Source organism: Flavobacterium sp. AC105, from assembly GCF_979258495.1.
On sequence record NZ_OZ409860.1, the window covers coordinates 2,125,270 to 2,145,768 of the forward strand.

The 20,499-nt window shown below is 33.5% G+C and carries 18 protein-coding genes; 8 read left to right on the forward strand and 10 right to left on the reverse strand.

Annotated features, from left to right (window positions below; translation table 11 throughout):
* Position 1 precedes the first annotated feature (1 nt).
* On the reverse strand, positions 2-1,384 hold the full coding sequence (locus ACZ0AH_RS09305; protein ID WP_463475518.1) for a TolC family protein: 1,383 nt from the start codon (positions 1,382-1,384) through the stop codon (positions 2-4).
* 165 nt (positions 1,385-1,549) lie between these two features.
* On the opposite strand from ACZ0AH_RS09305, the gene ACZ0AH_RS09310 reads away from it, so the two are divergent.
* The 3 genes from ACZ0AH_RS09310 (at position 1,550) to ACZ0AH_RS09320 (ending at position 3,848) form a co-directional block, all read left to right on the forward strand.
* Entirely contained in the window at positions 1,550-2,590 is a 1,041-nt protein-coding gene (locus tag ACZ0AH_RS09310; RefSeq protein WP_463475519.1) for a sensor histidine kinase, read from the forward strand.
* Entirely contained in the window at positions 2,587-3,285 is a 699-nt protein-coding gene (locus tag ACZ0AH_RS09315; RefSeq protein WP_463475520.1) for a LytR/AlgR family response regulator transcription factor, read from the forward strand. Before ACZ0AH_RS09310 ends, ACZ0AH_RS09315 begins: the two co-directional genes overlap by 4 nt.
* An 89-nt stretch (positions 3,286-3,374) precedes the next feature.
* The gene (locus ACZ0AH_RS09320; protein WP_463475521.1) at positions 3,375-3,848 is read left to right on the forward strand and encodes a hypothetical protein; all 474 of its coding nucleotides are present in this window, start codon (positions 3,375-3,377) and stop codon (positions 3,846-3,848) included.
* Between the two features lie 442 nt (positions 3,849-4,290).
* On the opposite strand, the gene ACZ0AH_RS09325 is transcribed toward ACZ0AH_RS09320, so the two are convergent.
* The 9 genes from ACZ0AH_RS09325 to ACZ0AH_RS09365 all read right to left on the reverse strand — a co-directional run bounded on the left by ACZ0AH_RS09325 (position 4,291) and on the right by ACZ0AH_RS09365 (position 14,341).
* A complete protein-coding gene (locus ACZ0AH_RS09325; protein WP_463475522.1) occupies positions 4,291-5,007 on the reverse strand; it encodes a DUF4386 domain-containing protein in 717 nt (238 codons plus the stop codon).
* A gap of 157 nt (positions 5,008-5,164) precedes the next feature.
* Positions 5,165-5,929 carry an SDR family oxidoreductase gene (locus tag ACZ0AH_RS09330; protein ID WP_463475523.1) on the reverse strand — a complete coding sequence of 255 codons (765 nt, stop codon included), beginning with the start codon at positions 5,927-5,929 and terminating at the stop codon, positions 5,165-5,167.
* Between the two features lie 142 nt (positions 5,930-6,071).
* A complete protein-coding gene (locus ACZ0AH_RS09335; RefSeq protein ID WP_463475524.1) occupies positions 6,072-6,797 on the reverse strand; it encodes an SDR family oxidoreductase in 726 nt (241 codons plus the stop codon).
* A gap of 467 nt (positions 6,798-7,264) precedes the next feature.
* Positions 7,265-8,188, reverse strand: coding sequence for a helix-turn-helix domain-containing protein (locus ACZ0AH_RS09340; RefSeq protein ID WP_463475525.1), 924 nt, complete (start codon positions 8,186-8,188; stop codon positions 7,265-7,267).
* Between the two features lie 319 nt (positions 8,189-8,507).
* A complete protein-coding gene (locus ACZ0AH_RS09345; protein ID WP_463475526.1) occupies positions 8,508-9,068 on the reverse strand; it encodes a 2'-5' RNA ligase family protein in 561 nt (186 codons plus the stop codon).
* A 15-nt stretch (positions 9,069-9,083) separates the two neighbouring features.
* Positions 9,084-11,345, reverse strand: a complete 2,262-nt coding sequence (locus tag ACZ0AH_RS09350; protein ID WP_463475527.1) for a CocE/NonD family hydrolase — start codon at positions 11,343-11,345, stop codon at positions 9,084-9,086.
* Positions 11,346-11,576: 231 nt separating this feature from the next.
* Positions 11,577-12,266 carry a hydrolase gene (locus ACZ0AH_RS09355; protein WP_463475528.1) on the reverse strand — a complete coding sequence of 230 codons (690 nt, stop codon included), beginning with the start codon at positions 12,264-12,266 and terminating at the stop codon, positions 11,577-11,579.
* 221 nt (positions 12,267-12,487) lie between these two features.
* On the reverse strand, positions 12,488-12,802 hold the full coding sequence (locus ACZ0AH_RS09360) for a hypothetical protein (RefSeq protein ID WP_463475529.1): 315 nt from the start codon (positions 12,800-12,802) through the stop codon (positions 12,488-12,490).
* A gap of 606 nt (positions 12,803-13,408) precedes the next feature.
* Complete coding sequence (locus tag ACZ0AH_RS09365; protein WP_463475530.1) at positions 13,409-14,341, reverse strand: alpha/beta hydrolase; 933 nt, start codon at positions 14,339-14,341, stop codon at positions 13,409-13,411.
* Between the two features lie 423 nt (positions 14,342-14,764).
* On the opposite strand from ACZ0AH_RS09365, the gene ACZ0AH_RS09370 reads away from it, so the two are divergent.
* The 5 genes from ACZ0AH_RS09370 to ACZ0AH_RS09390 all read left to right on the forward strand — a co-directional run bounded on the left by ACZ0AH_RS09370 (position 14,765) and on the right by ACZ0AH_RS09390 (position 20,499).
* Positions 14,765-16,234 carry an MFS transporter gene (locus ACZ0AH_RS09370; protein ID WP_463475531.1) on the forward strand — a complete coding sequence of 490 codons (1,470 nt, stop codon included), beginning with the start codon at positions 14,765-14,767 and terminating at the stop codon, positions 16,232-16,234.
* Positions 16,235-16,321: 87 nt separating this feature from the next.
* A complete protein-coding gene (kduI, locus tag ACZ0AH_RS09375; protein WP_463475532.1) occupies positions 16,322-17,161 on the forward strand; it encodes a 5-dehydro-4-deoxy-D-glucuronate isomerase in 840 nt (279 codons plus the stop codon).
* Positions 17,162-17,165: 4 nt separating this feature from the next.
* Complete coding sequence (locus ACZ0AH_RS09380; RefSeq protein WP_463475533.1) at positions 17,166-17,957, forward strand: gluconate 5-dehydrogenase; 792 nt, start codon at positions 17,166-17,168, stop codon at positions 17,955-17,957.
* A 22-nt stretch (positions 17,958-17,979) separates the two neighbouring features.
* The gene (uxaC, locus tag ACZ0AH_RS09385) at positions 17,980-19,386 is read left to right on the forward strand and encodes a glucuronate isomerase (protein ID WP_463475534.1); all 1,407 of its coding nucleotides are present in this window, start codon (positions 17,980-17,982) and stop codon (positions 19,384-19,386) included.
* Between the two features lie 90 nt (positions 19,387-19,476).
* Positions 19,477-20,499 (forward strand): PfkB family carbohydrate kinase, encoded by a 1,023-nt coding sequence (locus ACZ0AH_RS09390; protein WP_463475535.1) that lies wholly within the window; start codon positions 19,477-19,479, stop codon positions 20,497-20,499.

Here is a 20,499-nt window from a genome sequence, read left to right on the forward strand (position 1 = left end):
ATTAAAATTCATTTATAAATAAGTCAAAATTGCCCGTTGCGGCTACTTTTAGCAAATACGATTGCCATACATTATTGTTGACAATATCACGATCAATTTCGGCGCGATTTAAAGTAAATAAGGTTTGCGTTAAATCAGTCAGATCGGTCAACCCGTTTTTGTATAAAGTCGATTTTTGCAAGTATGCTTTTTGTGCAGCATCAACCTGAATTGGCGCTTCGGCAAAATTGTCAAGTGTGATTTTTATCTTATCATCAGCCAATGCCAATTGAGATTTTAATTCGCGGTCAATCTGATTGTATTCTTCCTGTAAACCTTGCGAAACATATTTTTGAGCGCTTACTTGTTTGCTCATTCTGAACGGAGTAGTCAAATTCCAGGTAATTCCAACTCCAACCAAATAATTGGTACGATCCGGATTTACACCATCCCAATAATTTCTGTTGAAAGAATTTTGATCAGATCCATAATCCGAATTAAATCCCGAAGCCCTAGTTTGTAAAATACCAAAAGCACTCATCGTTGGATAATAAAAACGCTTGTATAATTTAACCTGCTGATTGCTGTAATCAATCCTTGTTTTATAATATTGGAGTAAAGGATGTAAACTATCTGAAGCAATTCCGGTTAAAAGTTGTTTCGGAATATCGTTTACAAACAAAGTATCCGTAACAAAATCCTGAGGAGCAACTCCCATCAAATCAACTAATTTGCTGTTTTGTTCCTTTACGGAATTCTTAGCCAGATTTAAGGCAATTTTGGCTTTAGAAACTTCGGCTGTAGCCAATGTAGAATCGACTCCGGCCAATAATCCGTTTTTAACCCGGGCAACAGCTGTCTTTTTGAAAACTTCTGCGCGGCTTAAATTCTTTTGCTGCGAAATCAATAATCTTTGGCTTGCCAACAAGTTTAAATAAGCAGCAGAAATTTTAATTTCCTGCTGAAATTGCTCTTGTTTCAAGTCATTTTCTTTTGCCTGAACGTCTACTTTAGCCAAATTGATTCTTTCTTTCGTTTTTCCGAAAGTAAAAAAGTCCCAATTCATGTTGACTAAATATAAAGCTCCAAAAGCTGAATTCCAGTTTTGTTCCGGAAGAGTTGGTCCGGAAGAAGCAGTTCCTAAACCGTTAAAACCATACAAAGCACCATTTTGGCCATTGATGGTTCCGTAATCCTGTTGTGCCGATAAATTAAGATTTGGCAGATAATCACGCTTTGATTGTTTGAGACTCTCGCGTGACGCATTGGTGTAATTGCTTTTTGCTTTGATAGAACCGTAGTTTTCTAAACCTGTTTTTATAGCTTCTTTTAAAGACAAGGTTTGCGCATAACTACCACTGGCAAAAATCAAGAAAACTAACAAAGTAATTTTTCTGAAGTACATAAAATTTAGTGGTATGAAATTATAGCGCAAAATTATTTCTCTTAAGCGGAAATCAGCCTTCTTAAATGATGTAATACGATAATAAATGACCAATTGAATTTGTCATTTATTGCCAGCAGAAATTAAAAATTAGTGCTTAATTTGTAAACTATTTAAGTTTTAAAAATGAACATAAAATTCGATAACATATTGGATAACAAATGGTGGCAGGAAGTTGCCGTTGTTGGTTTTTCATTTACTATATATACGCTAAAAAACGACTGGATGTTATTTAGTTCTTTTACTTCCATTTTAATGGGTGTATTTTTCTATTTCATCCTGTACATGCATGCGCAGTTCAACCGTTTTTTCCTGTTGCCGATACTTTTCAAAACAAGACGCCCGATAACTTATATTTTTTTAACACTATTTGGAGTAGTTGTCTTTTCGATAATTTTATATGAAGTTACCAAGTTAGACATGTTTATCAATTTGCGTTTGTATCAAAATTCGCATCAGCGAAGTTTTGTCTATCAATTTGCAAGTGTTTTAGGAACATTAGTTTGTATTTTGAGTCCGATAATTGTGTTTAAATTCTATAGAATTCACAGAAAACAAACCAATGAAACGTTGTTGTTTAACGAAATGCAACTAAATTCACTGAAAGGGCAATTGAATCCTCATTTTTTATTCAATACCTTTAACACGCTTTACGGAATTAGTCTGGAATTTCCCGACAGAACACCGGATCTGATCATGAAAGTATCGCAGTTAATGCGTTATCAGCTTGAAAGCAATAACAAAAAATGTGTTTCTCTTGAAGATGAATTAGAGTTTATAAACAGTTATGTACAGCTCGAAAAAGAACGCGTAGGATACCGTTGCGAGATTACATATGATTGTAAAATCGACAACGAAAATGCCTATAAAGTTTCGCCAATGCTGTTGATTGCTTTTATAGAAAATTCCTTTAAACACGGAACTTGCGCGATCGAAAAATGTTTTGTCCGCATAATTATTACCGTCGAAAATGGTTTATTGCATTTGCACGTAGTCAATTCAATTCCGAATAAAAAAGCAGATGTTGTTTCGACAAAAATTGGCTTAAAAAATACCATCGAGCGTTTGAATCTGATTTACGGAAAAGATTATAAATTAAACATTCAGGACGATAAAAATACCTATATAGTTGATTTGAAATTGCAACTGAAAAAGCTTGTAGAATGAAAGAACCAAAAAAATGTATAATTGTAGATGATGAACCGGCGGCGCATTATGTGCTGGCGAACTACATCAAGCAAAATCCGCAATTAGAGTTGGTTTTTCAGGGTTATAATGGCATTGAAGCAATGGATTATCTGCGCGAAAATCATGTCGATCTGATGTTTCTGGATATCAATATGCCGGAGATTTCAGGAATGGAATTGCTAAAAATTCTTCCAACGCATCCAAAAACGATTTTAACCACAGCTTATTCTGAATTTGCACTTGAAAGTTACGATTACGGTGTAATTGATTATCTTTTGAAACCCATCTATTTTCCGAGGTTTTTAAAATCCGTTGATCGTTTTTTTGCTGCAGAAAATGTCAAATCAAAAACAGAAGAAACAATTGTAAATTCTGTTAGTGTAAAAGTTGATGGCTATTTTATGGATATCGAACTCGATCAGCTTTTGTTTGCTCAGAGTTTTGGTAATTATGTGAAACTCCATACGATAAAACGAACTTATCTGGCATCCATTACAACAAGTGAATTTGAGAAATGTCTTCCTGAAAAGAATTTCATGCGTATTCATAAATCTTATATAGTCGCTCTGGATAAAATTGATGTTACCGAAAAAGACTTTGTAATTATCAAAAATGAAAAGCTTCCGATTGGTATTACTTATAAAAGAGAATTATCTGATAGATTAAAAAAATAGACTTTAGAACAAAACTTCTTTTTTCCTGTTAAAAAAAGTGTAATTTTAACTATTGTTTAAAGATGATGTTAAATGTAAAATTTGGATTTATGAGAAGAGCATTTTTAACTTTTGTTTTTTTATATAGCAGCTTTTTAATGGCACAAACTGTAATTACACCAAATAATGTGGTTACACCGACAGCGATAGTATTGGAAAAATTTCAGAAGGAATATCCAGGAAAAACAGCAGTTTGGACACTAACGTATGTAGGAGATGATGATGACGAAATCAGGTACGAAGGAAAGTTCAACGCCACCAAAACGTCTAAAGCATTAGCAGTTTATGACAATCTGGGGAATTTAAAAGCATACGAATTAGAAATTCCGTTAAGCCAGCTTCCGCAAAAAGCACAGGCTTATTTGAAAAAAAATTACCCCGCAAAAGCAATTCGCGAGATTGCAGTAGTGGTAGACAATAAAAGCAAAACAACTTATGAAGTTGGAATAATAAAAGATTCCAAATTTTATGATGTTGTCTTCGATAAAAATGGTGGTTTTGATGTTATCATTCAAAAAGACTAATAACGCTTACTAATTCAATATATTTGAAAATGAGAAACCCGGCAAGTTTTTAAAACTTGTCGGGTTTTGATTTTAGTATCGTTTTTGTTTTTCCAACGAAAATGATAAGTTTTTTTAGGAGCTAATCCCGCTCCTGAAGCCCCGGGACGTTTCAATCTTTTGTTCCATTTTATTACACAAAAGGATTTCCACTTCTCTCGGGGCTAGAAATGACATACTGTGTGTCTACCTTTGTCAAAGTTTTAAACTTTGACAAAGGTTTGCGCAATCTTTTCAAGCTTAAAAACCCGACAGAAAAACCTGTCGAGTTTATTATAGCGTCAAACTTTGTATTAATTTAGCTTTGAGAACTTTATGTTTTTTCAGATACTAATAGAGAGAAATCTTAGCGTGCTCTGGGGTTAAAATACATTACGTTAGCCTTGCTCCGGACATTTAAAAATTAAGTAAATGCTAATTTTTCTTTCCAAATAGAGAAGTTTACTCCTCTGAAAATAAGCCATAATGTAAAGCCTAATTCTGCAACAATACAAGGCAACAACAGTACAATACTCGAAAGCTTTGGTGCCAGAATGGATAAAAAACTATTTATTAAATAGCAAAATCCGGCAATTGCCATTAAAACGCCTAATATTTTTGGAAAATAATCTGATTTGAAAATTAAGTATCCTTCAATCAGACATACAAATCCAAAAAAGATCAGACCTACTCCAAGTCCGTAACCATGCAAATTTATAGAAAGATAAGATAATGTATGCAATTGATCGGAACTGAAGGGTTTTAAATAGTCTGAATTTCCTAAGAAGAATAAAGCTGCAAAAAGATTTAATTTGTTGGCAGCCAAAACTGCGGTTTGTATCAAATTAAAAGATAAATTGAGGAGTGCAAGTTTTTTGTTTACAGGTTTGAGCAGATAATAAAGTATGATCATTACTGGTAAATCGCAAATCTGCATAATTAAATCGGCGCTAATACCTAATCTCCACAAAAATTCAGAATGCATAATATTGTTTGCTGTAGCAGTTGCATCTCCATAAATAACTAATTTATTTCGAACAAAAACTTCGGCAAATAAACCTGTTATGATAATGACTAAATATAGTAATCCGGCTATTCTAGCATAAAATTGGGGAGAGGTTTCAAAATTTTTCGGTTTCATACTTTGGTTGGTTTAAGATAAGACGCTTGTGGAATTAAATTGTTACCAGTCAATAGTATTTTGATTACTATATAAAAAAGAACCCAACAATTTCATCCAAATATTTTAGGATAAAGCTGTCGGGTTTAATTTAATTTCAGTGGGGACTAAAATCGAATTACAAATTCATTCCACCAGAAACTTCAATACGTTGTGCGTTTACCCAACGTGCATCTTCGGTACATAAAAAAGCTACAACACCGCCAATATCATCCGGTAAACCCACTCTTCCTAAAGCGGTTAGTGCGGCTAAATTTTTGTTTAATTGTTCATTATCACGAACAACTCCGCCACCAAAATCAGTTTCTATGGCACCAGGAGCCACAACATTTGCTCTTATTTTTCTTTCGCCTAATTCTTTTGCCTGATATTTAGTCAAAGTTTCAATTGCACCTTTCATAGAAGCATAAGCCGCATAACCCGGAAAAGAAAATCTTGCCAAACCGGTAGAGATATTCACGATTCCGCCGCCATCATTCATTATAGCCAAAGCTTTTTGCGTTAAGAAAAACGGTCCTTTAAACTGAATATTTGTCAATTGATCAAACTCAGCTTCCGTTGTTCCAAGGAATGAATTATGAATTCCAATTCCGGCATTGTTTATTAAGAAATCAAATTTATCCGTATTGAAAGTACTTTTTAAAACTTCAGAAACATTTCCGAAAAAAGCATCAAAAGTATTTGATTCAGCAACATTTAATTGAAGTGAAGCTGCTTTTTGACCCAAAGCTTCGATTTCTTTTACAACAGCATCTGCTTCGTCTTTTTTACTGTTATAAGTAATGATAACGTCGATTCCTTTTTTTGCAATTGCGATTGCCATATTTTGTCCTAAACCTCTGCTACCGCCTGTAACCAGAGCTATTTTTGTATTTACTGCCATTTTATGTGTTTTTAAATTTTGATTATTTATGGATTAATTAAAAATTGAGAATTAAAAATTAAAAATTATTTTTTCACGCAGATTTAGCTGATAACACAGATTTTTAATTTTTAATTCTCAATTTTTAATTTAACATTATGAATTAGTTCCCGTGTAAAGCATTAAACGATGCCTTTAATTCCGGTACACTAGCGTTTAATCTGGTTTCGCTGGTTCCGAAAGTAAGTTCATTTCTACCTTCTTTTAATTGTTCGAAAATAGATACAATAAAATCACTTACGCTAGGATGTGCATCGTGTAAACCTACACCGCCAAGATCTGTATTTAACGCTGGGGGAATAATCTCGATTACTTCGATATTTTTTTCTTTTAATAAATGACGAAGTGATAAGGTAAACGAACGGAAAAATGCTTTTGTAGCAGAGTAAACCGGAACTTTAGCGAAAGGCGAAAATGCCAATCCCGAAGTTACATTCATTACTGTTTTAAGCGATTTTAACTGAATAAATAATGACGTTAAATGAAGTGGAGCTTCAATATTAGTCTCGATTTCTGTTTTTGCACTTTCGAAAAAATCAGCATCTGTAACCGAAATCCATTTTTGAATTCCTGCATTATTGATTAAAACATTTAAATCAGGGTGATTTTCTGCAATCCATTCGTAAAGTGCTTTGCGTTCCTCTTCATTTGATAAATCAGCTACTTTTGTAATTACGGTTGGAAATTTTGCTTTAACTTCATTCAAAACAGATGCTCTGCGTCCGCAAATAATCACAGTATTGTTTTCTTCAATAAATCTTTGCGTAAGTCCAAGACCAATGCCGCTTGCGCCACCGGTTATTAAAATTTTGTTATTTGATAATTCCATCTTTTTTGATCTTTAAATTAATAAGACAAAGGTAGGAGGGAAGTAGAGTTGGGAAATTGTAAATATCAAACCGAAGTTTGCGAAAATCAAATCAGAGGGAATTTAAATTCCAATCCCGAAGCCTCGCGATAAATTCCAAATTCCAATTTCAAAAATCAGGTGAGTCTTTGCGGGGAACGAAGCAATCTCACTAATCTATAGACTAAAGTTTACACGCGTATTAATGGAACGCGGATGATGCGGGTTCGCCTTGCGAAGACACTGATTATCGCGGATTTCTTATTCACCGCAAAGTTTTTTTCGCATTTTATGTCTTCCTGAGCGAAGTCGAAGGATCTCATGCTGAATCCATACAGTACGTGTCCTTCGACTTCGCTCAGGAGGACAAGCTTTGCGGTAACTATTTCGCAATCAGTAATTAACAATTAATAATCAACAATCAACAATCAACAATTAATAATTAACAATTAACTTCTAAATGCTAATGGTGTGAATGTTGTTCGTTTTTTAAAGAAATTAGAGAAATGCGCCAATTCTTCAAAACCTAAAGAAAAAGCAATTTCAGAGATGTTCCAATCCGTTTGTTTTAAAAGGATTTTTGCTTCATTGGTTAATCTGTTGCTGATTAATTCGGTTGTGGTTTTTCCTGTGTTTTCTTTCAATACTTTGTTTAAATGATTGACGTGAACGGACAATCTTTCGGCAAAATCTTTGGCAGTTCTCAGTTCCAAACGCTGATGCGGAGATTCTATCGGGAATTGTCTTTCTAATAATTCGGCAAATAAGGACGAAACTCTTGCTGCAGAATTATGTTTGGAATAAAGTGCTGTAATAGGTTGTAATTTTTGTCCAAAGTGAATTAATTCTGCAACATAATTCCGAATTAAATCATATTTATAAACGTAATCAGAATTGATTTCTTTTTGTATTTTGTTGAAAATCAATTCAACTTCTACAACTTCTTCATCCGTAAGCTGAAAAACAGGATAACCGTCAGCAGCAAAAATAGGAAGTTCGTCTATGTCAATTCCACTTTTGTTTTTGGATAAAAATTCATTCGTAAATACACAAAATTGCCCCGATTGATTGGTGTCTTGCGGAAGATAATTATAAGGAATTTTTGGTGTAGCAAATAAAAGTCCCTGTTTGTCGATTTCGATTATTTTATCAGCATATTCAGCCCTGTTTTTGCCTCTAATTAAACTTATTTTATAATAAGCTCTTCGGTCATAAGGCATTGCAGGTTTTTCTTTTAGCCTTTCGTAAAGCTCTTTAATATCAAAAACATTAAAATGTCCAATTTCTTTTTTGATGTCATTTGGTAATAATGAACTGGGTTCAATTGTAGAACCTTCTGTAATATCTTCGTAAAATGAATCTAGTGATTTCATAAGGGTGAATTGTAAAATTCAAATATACAAAAAAAAATATCACGCAGGTTTATTTGCCACGAAGGCACTAAGGCACAAAGTTTTTTTTGATGTAAATGCTTCGTTTTTTGTCATTTCGACTTTAGGAGAAATCACACTAGAAATTCTGTAGAGAAAATTGCCAATCATTGAGGAACGAAGCAGCCTCACTTGAAGAATCAAACTTTGTGTCTAATTGTTAGTGAGGCTGCTTCGTTCCTCGCAATGACATACTTAGGTGACTTCGCGAGAAAAAAACAAAACTTTGTGCCTTAGTGCCTTCGTGGCAAAAATGCTAAACTCAAAACAAACTTCCCTGAACAAATTCTGCTTGAGGATTACTGCCAAAAGCAAAAGTATCAATTAAAAAAAACTGCTTTTTTACCGGATCTAATTCTCGCAAAACGATAGTATCACATAAAAAATCAATATCAATTGTTGTAAAAATATGGGAAGCTATTTTGATGCTTTCAGGCGTTAATCTCCTTCCGATTGAAATATGAGGATCGCTGCTTTTTTTCAAATTTGAAAGCTGCATCGCGTCCTGCGTTTTTTTCATAACAGGTTTGAGATTATTTTTTGAATCTTCATTTGGAGCAATAAAAAAAGCACCGCTTTCATAAGATCCAAAATGATCTAAATAAACATGAAAAGGCGTAAACGTATCACTGATTTTTAATAGTTTCTGTTTGAATTTATCTAACTGAGATTCATCAATTGAAAATTCACAAATCGTAATATGTGCAACCGAATTTTTACTATTATACCAGCCAATTTTGGCTTCCAGATGGTCTTTCATCGTTTTGATGGAATCAATAACATCTTGCGAGGGATGAATAACAACTGAATATTTCTTTTCCATTTTATGAAAATGATTTTATAATTTCAAAACAGGAAGCGTAATGGTGCTGTTTGTGTACCATTTTATTTTTAATGGTTCTTTTGCATCGGCGATGGTTTCAGAACTTACCTCTTTGCCAGTACCATAATTCACTTCCCAATTTGGGTTTTTATTAGCACCCATTACAATTACAATTGAACTTCCTTTTTGTAATTCTTTCGAAATTATAAAATTTTGGTTTATGTCGATTGTTTCAATTTTGTTTGGAGTTAATAATTGTCTTTTGGTTCTGTCTTTAGCAAGACTTGCTCTTTGTATATTATTGGTTAAAGCAAAATATTTGCCAGCTGCAGTTTTTTCATAAAGCTGGATTTCCATATCAATGTCTTTTTTATTGGTGCTTATTTTTAAAGAAGCTTTTAGTGAACCGCTGATAATTAAGGGTTCTGAAATAGGATCGCTTTCAAAAACTAATAATTGTTTTTCTGGTTTTAAAACAGAATCAATCAAGGTCGGAAAACCATTCACATATTCATCTCCATAAATATTAATTTCAGAACGATCTGCAAAATCAACTGTCTGCTCAAAAGAAATCGCTTTTTTTGGCGCCAATTTCTGCAATGAATATTTACTATTGTTATTAGACAAATAAAAAGTAAGATCCTGATTGTGCATTTTATCTAAAGACGGAACACTTTTCCATTCGTTTTTGCCCATGATTTCAAAGTTTACTTTATCCTTTAAAATTTCCGGACGTTTGGCGCCTTTTAAAATATAGTCAAACCACTGAAAAACAATTGCATTTATCGGAATATTTGCTTTTTCATCTATTGTATATCCGCCTAATTCTTTCTTTGGATGTCCTTGTGAACCTCCATGATCATAAGGACCAATAATCAAGTAATAGTTGTCTGTTTTATTGTATTTCTGATATTGATTATAGTAATACATAGCCCCAAGCTGATCATCATCATAATAACCTGTTGTAGTCAAAATTGGAATATTGATATTGGTAAAAGCTTCTTTTTGAGGTGTCATATCCTGCCAATATTTATCGTAAACAGGATGATCTAACCATCTTTGAAACAGAGGAGAAGAATTACCTTCTATTTTATCTAAACTTCTAAAACTGCTACCTGTTTTATAATAGTGCGTAAAAACTTCATCCCATTTGGTACTGTTCTGAAAATCACTTAAATCCATAAATTTATTATTTGCTACAAAACGAACCCATCTTAAAGCGTAACTCATAAAAATCCCGTTTTGCATAGGAAAATCGATTCCTGCACCAACAGAAACCTGCGGAACAATTGTTTTTAACGCAGGATGTACTTTTTTCATGGCGCTCCATTGCGCAAATCCCAGATAACTTCCGCCATATAAACCAATTTTACCGTTACACCAAGGCTGTTTGCTCACCCAATCCAAAATATGATAAGCGTCGTCGCCATCATGTTCATAAGGTTCTAAAGCATCATTACTTAAATTTTTTCCTCTTGTATTGGCAATAAAACCAACATAACCCATATTCGCAATTTCTTTGCACATGCTAACTTCACTTCCAACGTAAATATTATATTTCATTACCACAGGCTGAGGCTCAGCTACATCTCTGCGTTTAACCATAGTGCCAGAAATTGTACTTCCGTTTGGTAATGTAATGGTGATATTTTTATCAACAATGTAAGTGTCGGCTTCTATTTTTGCAATTATTTTTTTGGCAATAGAAAGTGTTTTGCTATAAATAAAATAGCGGGAATAATGTCGGCATAAAACCGCAGCATCTTCTACACTAATACTATCATTGGCCTGAGCTGCTTTTAGTTTCGTTTCGTAACCGGATTTTATTTCATCAAATTTTATTTCATAATAACTTTCAGCCCATGTTTTTCCATCGTTATCAAAGCTGTTGTATAATTTGTAAAATTCATCAGTATAGATTTTTTCAAATTCTGATTTTGATTTAGGTGCTTTTACAATTGTTCTTGCATACGTTTTATAAATAAGTCCCATAGGTCTGTTTACAACGCTGTCACCCAATATTTCCTGTGAATAGAGAATAAAATTTTGCTGCATTGTTTTGTAATCTCCGGCAACAAATTGTATTCTGGCATAACTGTCTATAAAAGTAGCTTTATCAGAATTTTTATAAATTGGTGCTATTTTTTGTGCTAATAAAGGCATGCTTTTACTAACTGCTGTGCTATCCTTAAAATTGTTTTTATCGAAATATATTTTTTGCGAAGTTCCTATTTGAAAGCAGAAACAGATTAGTAATACAAGAATGTTTTTTTTCATGCCTGGAATTTATTTTTGAGGTATTGGTTAAATTTATTTTTTCAAAAATAGCATAAATTTCTTATAATCGACAGGGCAAATTAGATTGTATTTATAATTTAAATTAACTATAGGCATTATAAAAGCCAATCTTAATATTGATTTTTAGCTTTGGTTTTTAGTTTTGGATAAAAAAAAAGACTGCGGTTTAATGCAGTCTTTCAGGATAACTAATTACTAACAATCTATGAATTAATGTTTAACCATATCGTGGGCATATTGTATACCAATACCGTAAGCGCCACCATATTTTTTAGCTAAATCAGTCACGGCAACATATGTTTCCTGACGTGCCCAATCGCGTTGTAATTCTAATAAATACTGTAATGAAGTCATAGGATGCGCACCTGCCTGAACCATTCTGGAAATAGCCATTTCGTGGGCTTCTTTAGAAACATCTGCACTTGCATCTGTAATAACATACACATCATAACCCTCGCTTAAGGCTGATAATGTTGGTCCTACGATACAAACGCTTGTCCATAAACCGCCAAAAACGATTTTCTTTTTGCCTTTTCCGGTAATGGCTTTGTATGCAGGAACATCTTCCCAGGTATTCATCGAAGTACGATCGATATAATTTGAAGTTTTTTGTGGATAAAATTCTTCAATTTCAGGAAAAACCGGGCCACTAAATGATTTTTCGGCAACGGTTGTGACAACTGTCGCAACATTGAATATTTTTGAAGCGCCGGCAACCAATGCCGTATTGTTTCGAAGCTGATCGATAGGCGTACTGCCAACTGCAAAAGCCATTTGGCTTTCATAATCTATAAGTACCAAAACATGATTTGTTGGATTTAATAATCCGGGACTGGGTTTCTGAGCAAAACCGGTAAGTGTAATAATTAATAAAGCTGCTGTAAGGATTAATTTTTTCATGATAATAAATTTTGTTGTTGATAAAAGGTTTTTTTCAAAGCATTTTGAATTTGATTTCAATATTGCATTCAAAACGAGTGCCTTATTTGCGAGGCATTGATTTTGGAACGTTTTTGAAAAAGACACTAGAGATTTTAACGATATATCGTCAATGAAACATTGGATATTCGTTAGTTAAAATTTTAAAGTAATTAATGGATATTAAAAGAAAAACGGAGTCGCTAAATTTTTCCTTTAAGGTGTAATCTATGGTAAATTTCAGATTGTAATAATCCGCTTCCGCCGCCAAAGTGTTCAATTACTTCAACTTCGGGCTGATGTTTTAAACAGAAAGAGCTAAATTCTTTTTCAACATGGTCCTCGATTCCGGAACTTAATAAAACCATATCAATTTTATTTTTCAGAAAATAATCCTGAGCTAATCTTTCGTCATTAAAACCTATAGCGTTCCAATTTTCATTTGCATTTACAAGTCGAAGCAAAATAGGTAGAATAGCTTCGTTTTTTCCGAGTATTAAGAATTCAAGCGTTTTCATAATCAGTAATTTATAGGACAAATGTATTTATAAAAGAACAATTTCAACTTAATCTAGAATAAGAAAAGGTTCTGTACTTCTAAGTTTTAACTCTTAATAAAACTTCTATTCAGCACACAAATTTATAAGTTTAAACACAGCTTTAACTTAATCTAAGACAAGATTTTAAAATTAATAAGTAATAAAAAATAAATTTTAATTAAAAATGAGGGAAACCCGTAATTAAATAAAAAACGTACCATGTAAATTCGCTTTATAGAAGTAAAAATTATGATTTTTTTGCCTTTTTAAAAATTATATAGCTTCTATGGTAAACTGTTTTTGGAGAAACAACTTATTTTATTACAATGAAAATTTGACGTATTCATTTGATGGTGAATAGCTTTGTATAAGTTTGCAAGACGTACAAGAAAGTCTAAATTTTTATCGGGTTTTTAGATTTGGTTTTTTAACTAAATTCTAAAAACCCTTTTTTAGTACCAAATAATAATATTCTTATTAACAAAAAAAATGATTTTGATTAATAGGAAGATATGTTAGTAGTTAGTTTTTTTTAGTTAAAAAAAGGCAAAACCTATATGTTTTGCCTTTTTGTTTTTTAATCTGCTAGTTTTTATAACCGTTATTTTTAAGCCATTCTTCGCAATCTCTCGTCCATAATTTACTTGTGTCCTGAAGGCCTAAGCCAAAACCATGTCCGCCTTTTTCATAAATATGCAATTCAGCAGAAACGCCATTTTTTTTAAGGGCTAAATAATAATTGATACTATTTTCTGGTAAAACAACCGTATCATCTGTAGCGTGAATCAGGAAAGTTGGCGGTGTCTGAGCAGTAACTTTCTTTTCGTTAGAGAAAGAATCAAGTAATTCCTGTGAAGGTTTATCGCCTAATAAACTTATTTGAGATCCTTTGTGCGTAATGTCATTTTGCATAGAAATAACAGGATAAATCAGAAGCGAAAAATCAGGTCGGGCACTTACTTTAAATTTTGATTCATACACTTTATCATCATAATGCGTCGCTATAGTCGAAGCCAAATGTCCGCCGGCAGAAAAGCCCAAAACACCAATTTTATTTGGGTCAATATTCCATTTTTCAGCATTTTCTCTCACGTAACGCACCGCTTCCTGTGCATCTTGTAGTGGCCCAATTTTTTTGTCTTTCATAATTAAATCACTCGGCAAACGGTATTTTAATACAAATGCCGTAATCCCTAAACTGTTAAACCATTCAGCTACTTTAAATCCTTCTTTCTCAATAGCCAAATGCTGATACCCGCCGCCCGGAAGAATGATAACGGCGGTTTGATTGGGTTTTATATCCTTAGGAACAAAAACAGTTAATGTTGGAGTTGTAACCTTACTGACGCTTTGTAATTTTCCACCTTCAATGCCTGCAGTTTCCTTATAATCTATAGTATTAATTTCTCCGGGAATTTTATCCCAAAGCGGTATAATTTTTTGTGCTTGTAAATGATTCATAATTCCTAAAAAAAATATAGAAATTAATAGTGCTTTTGTAGTGAGTTGCTTTTTCAATTTTAAAAGATTAAATATAGTTATAGAATAAGAAATTTAAAATTAAACTTTTTTCAGTCATGTTTTGATGTATAAAATCATAAAGCATCATTTTTTATTTTTTGAGAAATTTAAAAACTTCTTTTTTGTGCTGATTTTAGTGCCATTTCAATCGTTAAATTATTACTTTTTCAAATATCGCCGTTTTAACTAATATATTGATTAATGTATAATATTGTGTTCTTTTTTTTAAATGATATGTTTATTTAAAGTGTTAAATTAATTTTTTATATAATTTATTTGGAATATAAATATTTAAATCTATATTTGTGCAATCGATTACATTATTTGATTTTTAGTTGAATTTCAATTTTTAGATTTTAGGATTTAACAGAAGATATTAATCGATTGAGTGGCTAGTTTTTAAATTTTAATAACGTTATCATGAATCAAACCAATTCAGTTTCTATGGATCAGACCAAAACAAACACAGGAAAGTATCGCTGGAGTATTTGCGCATTATTATTTTTTGCAACTACCATCAATTATTTAGACAGACAAGTACTTTCGTTGACGTGGAGTGATTTTATTGCACCTGAATTTCATTGGACCAATAATGATTACGGAAACATTACGGCTTTATTTTCTATATTTTATGCGGTTTCTTTGCTATTTGCAGGAAGATTTGTGGATTGGTTAGATACAAAAAAAGGTTTTCTGTGGGCTATCGGAATTTGGTCTTTCGGCGCTTGTTTGCATGCGTTTTGTGGTATTGCAACAGCTGGATATATAACAGGAAATTGGTTTGTAGGTTTTGAAGGTGCTAAAGACGCTATTCATCTCGTAAAAGATACCGGATTGGTTATTAATGTAAGTGTTACATTGTTCATATTTGCCCGTTTCGTTTTGGCAATAGGCGAGGCCGGAAATTTTCCTGCAGCTATTAAAACAACGGCTGAATATTTCCCTAAAAAAGACAGAGCTTTTTCGACCAGTATTTTCAATGCCGGCGCAACTGTGGGTGCTTTGGCAGCTCCCATAACAATTCCTTTTATAGCAAAATCTTTTGGTTGGGAAATGTCATTTATTATTATCGGAGCACTTGGTTTTATCTGGATGGGATTTTGGGTTTTTATGTATGATAAACCGGAAAAACATCCAAAAGTTTGTGCTGCTGAATTAGAATATATTCAGCAGGATATTATTGCCGATAGTAAATTAGTAGGTTATGTTCCTGAAACAACCACGAAAGTATCTTTTGCAGATTGTTTTAAATACAAACAAACGTGGGCTTTTGCTTTTGGTAAATTTATGACAGATGGAGTTTGGTGGTTCTTTTTGTTTTGGACGCCAGCTTATTTAAGTTCGGTTTACGGAATGGATTCAACTCAATCTGCTTTGCCATTATTTGTGCTGTATTTGATTACACTACTTTCTATTATTGGCGGTTGGTTGCCTACTTATTTTGTTGAGAAAAAAGGAATGAACCCGTACGAAGGTCGAATGAGAGCCATGTTAATTTTTGCATTTTTCCCAATATTAGCATTATTTGCACAGCCACTGGGGCATATAAGTTATTGGTTGCCAATTGTTATTATTGGTATTTCACTTGCAGCACATCAATCCTGGTCAGCTAACATTTTTACAACAGTTGGGGATATGTTTCCTAAAAAAGCAATTGCAACCATTACCGGAATTGGCGGTTTAGCAGGCGGAATTGGTTCTACTTTAATCAACAAAGGTTCAGGATTATTATTCGATCACGCAAAGGAAACCAATATGGCTTTCATGGGTTTTAAAGGAATTGAAGCCGGATATTTTATCATTTTCTCTATTTGTGCAATTTGTTACCTAACCGGATGGATTGTAATGAAATCATTGGTTCCAAAATACAGCCCTATTACAGATTTATAAGATTTTACAAATTTTATAACGATTCTAAAAGGTATTTTAGAAATAATAATTTACTTTTGTGCAATCGATTACATTAAATAAAAAATTATGACAAAATATAGTTCAAGATACGCGTCAAGCCCAGAAGCAGTAAAAAAATATGATACTCAGGAATTAAGAAACGAATTCTTAATTGATGATTTAATGCAGGAAGATGAAATTGTTTTAACCTACTCGCATTATGACCGATATATTGCCGGTTCAGCAGTTCCTGCAAATGGTGATTTAACTTTAGAAAGCATCGATCCGCTTAAAGCGAGTTATTTTCTGGAAAGAAGAGAAATCGGAATCATTAACGTGGGTGGCAGCGGTTCTATAGTTGTAGAAGGTAAATCGTATGATCTTGGATTTAAAGATGCTTTGTATATCGGAAGCGGAAATAAGGAAGTAATTTTTAAAAGTGAGGACAGCAAAAATCCGGCTAAATTCTATATCAATTCGGCACCCGCTCACACCAGTTATCCTACTGTAAAAGTGAGTTTGGCAGAGGCCAATAAATTAGAATTAGGCACAATGGAAACGGCTAATCACAGAACGGTTAACCAAATGATTATTGGCAGCGTTGTAACTACTTGCCAATTGCAAATGGGAATGACAGAGTTGCTTCCGGGAAGTGTTTGGAATACCATGCCCGCGCACGTTCACGATCGCAGAATGGAAGTTTATTTCTACCTCGATATTCCGGAAAATCAGGCTGTTTGTCACTTTATGGGACAACCGCAAGAAACGAGACATATCTGGATGAACAATCATCAGGCAGTAATTTCTCCGCCCTGGTCAATTCACTCCGGTTCAGGAACTTCAAATTATACTTTTATCTGGGGAATGGCAGGTGAGAACTTAGATTATGGAGATATGGACGTTTGTAAAATCACAGATTTAAGATAAAATCATGATAGATTTATTTGATATAAAAGGAAAAATTGCCCTGATTACAGGAAGTACACACGGACTGGGAATGGCAATGGCAAAAGGTTTAGGTCAGGCCGGAGCAACCATTATTGTAAACGGAAATTCTTCTCAACAAAAAATTGATGATGCCGTAAAGGAACTGCAAAGTGAAGGAATAAATGCTGTTGGTTATAAATTTAATGTCACCGATGAAAAAGAAGTGATATCGGCAATTCAGAAAATTGAATCTGAAGTCGGTCCAATTGCAATCCTGATTAATAATGCCGGAATCATCAAAAGAATTCCGCTTATCGAAATGGAAGTTGCTGATTTTAAAGAAGTGATTGATATCGATTTGGTTTCTCCTTTTATCGTTTCCAAACATGTTGCAAAAGGCATGATCGAAAGAAGACAGGGAAAAATCATCAATATTTGTTCGATGATGAGCGAATTAGGTCGAAATACAGTTGGTGCTTATGCAGCTGCAAAAGGCGGTTTGAAAATGCTGACCAAAAATATGGCAACAGAATGGGCAAAATACAATGTACAAATCAACGGAATTGGTCCCGGATATTTTGCGACGGAACAAACAAAACCTATCAGAGTTGACGGACATCCGTTTAACGATTTTATCATAAGCAGAACTCCTGCTGCAAAATGGGGCGATCCCGGTGATTTAGCCGGAGCAGCAATATTTTTATCTTCAAAAGCAAGTGACTTTGTAAACGGTCATATTTTATATGTAGACGGCGGAATTCTGGCTACAATTGGTAAACCGTCAAACGAAGCATAATTCTTCAATTATATTAAAAAACATGAGCGCAAATCAAAACTTCATAAACGATAATTTTTTACTGGAAAATAAATTCGCTGAAGAATTGTATCATAACTATTCTAAAAATCAGCCTATAATAGATTATCACAATCACTTAAATCCTCAGTTTATTGCCGAAGATAAAATTTTTGACAACATCACTCAGGTTTGGATAAACGGGGATCATTATAAATGGCGTGCGATGCGTACGTTAGGCGTAAATGAGCAATTTGTAACCGGAAATGGTTCTGATAAGGATAAGTTCTTAAACTGGGGAAAAACAGTTCCGTACACGATGCGTAATCCTTTGTACCATTGGACACACTTAGAATTAGCCCGTTATTTTGATATTTATGATTTACTGAATGAAAAATCAGCAGAGAAAATATATATCGAAACTTCAGAAAAAATAAATTCTCAGGCGTACAGCACGCAAAATTTGCTTAAAAAAGTAAATGCCGAAGTAGTTTGTACAACAGAAGATCCAATTGATACTTTAGAACATCATCAAAAACTGGCTAAAAATCCTTTTGGAACTAAAGTCAGCACGGCATTCAGACCAGATAAAGCCATTTTGATTTCAAATGAAGGTTATAATTCTTATTTAGATACGTTAGGGGATGTGTCCGGAATTGCAATTAATTCTTATTCAGATTTATGCAGCGCATTGAAAAACAGAATTGAATTTTTTAATCAAAATGGCTGTAAATTAAGTGATCACGGTTTAGATCAAATTTATTTTGAAAATTTTACAGAAAACGAAATCAATTCTATTTTCAAAAAGAAAAGAGAAAATCAAGTCATAACTCTGGAAGAAGCCTTAAAATTTCAAAGTGCGATTTTATTGTTTTTATCCGAAACGTATCATGAATTTGGTTGGGTACAACAATTTCACTTAGGTGCTTTAAGAAACAATAATGCACGTATGCATAGAATTTTAGGTCCGGATACAGGTTGGGATTCTATTAGTGATTTTCCGCAGGCGCAAAAATTATCTTCATTTTTAAATGCATTAGACAGTAAAGATAAATTGACAAAAACAATTATCTACAACCTGAATCCTGCTGATAATGAAGTAATGGCCACCATGATTGGGAATTTCAATGACGGAAGCGTTAAAGGAAAAGTACAATTTGGATCAGGTTGGTGGTTTTTAGATCAAAAAGATGGAATGACCAAACAATTAAACGCCCTTTCAAACATGGGATTAATTAGTTGTTTCGTAGGGATGTTAACCGATTCAAGAAGTTTTTTATCGTTCCCAAGACACGAATATTTCAGACGTATTTTATGTAATCTTTTAGGAGACGAAATCAAACGCGGAGAACTTCCAAACGACATGGAATGGATAGGGAAAATGGTTCAGGATATCTCTTATAACAACGCAAAAGAATATTTCAAATTTTAGTTAAGAAAAAAGAACATAGAAGAAAGAAGAAAGAATTTTAGCATGGCTTAATTTTCTTAATCATTAGAATCTGTGGCAAAAAATATTTATATGAATAAAGTAGTTGCATTTGGTGAAATAATGTTGCGTCTTTCGACAGAGAGGCATTTACGTTTTTCACAAGCTAAGGATTTTGGCGCTTCTTACGGAGGCGGAGAATTTAATGTTTGCGTGTCTTTGGCAAATTATGGTGTAAATGCTGAGTTTGTGACAAGATTACCCGAAAATGAAATTGGAGGTTCTGCACTAAAAGAAATGCGAAAAATGAACGTAGAATCTAAAAATATAGTTTTTGGAGGCGAACGTTTAGGAATCTATTTTCTGGAAACCGGAGCAGGAACTCGTGGAAGTAATGTGGTTTATGACCGTGCCCACAGTTCGATGGCAACTATTGAAAAAGGAATTATTGACTGGGAAAAAGTTCTGGAAGGCGCAAACTGGTTTCACTGGAGTGGTATTACACCAGCGATTTCTGAAACAGCTGCCGAAGCTTGTTTAGAAGCAATTAAAGTGGCCCACAAAATGGGAATCACGATTTCGTGTGACTTAAATTACAGATCAAAATTATGGCAATACGGCAAAGCACCAAGCGATGTGATGCCGGAAATGTTGCAATACAGTAATGTTATCTTAGGAGATATTGATACCGCCTATTTCATGTTAGGAATTTCAAAAGTAAACCCGAATTATCAGGACGAGAAATCACTTCCGGTTTTATATACAAAGTTGTTTGATTTAATTCCGAATTTAAAAACTGTTGCGACGACTTTACGTTATTCAGTAAGTGCTTCGCATCAAAGAATAGGAGGAATTCTATTTGACGGAAAAATGATTTACAATGCCGGAATTAAAGAAGTTACACCAGTTGTGGATCGAGTAGGAAGTGGTGATGCTTTTATGGGCGGATTAATTTACGGATTGTTGGAATATCAAAATAACAATCAGAAAGCATTAGACTTTGCGGTGGCAGCTTGTTGTCTTAAACACACTATTGCAGGCGATTATAATCTGGTAACCTTAAAAGAAGTTGAAAATATGATTGATGGTAATTCGGCAGGATTAGTATCAAGATAA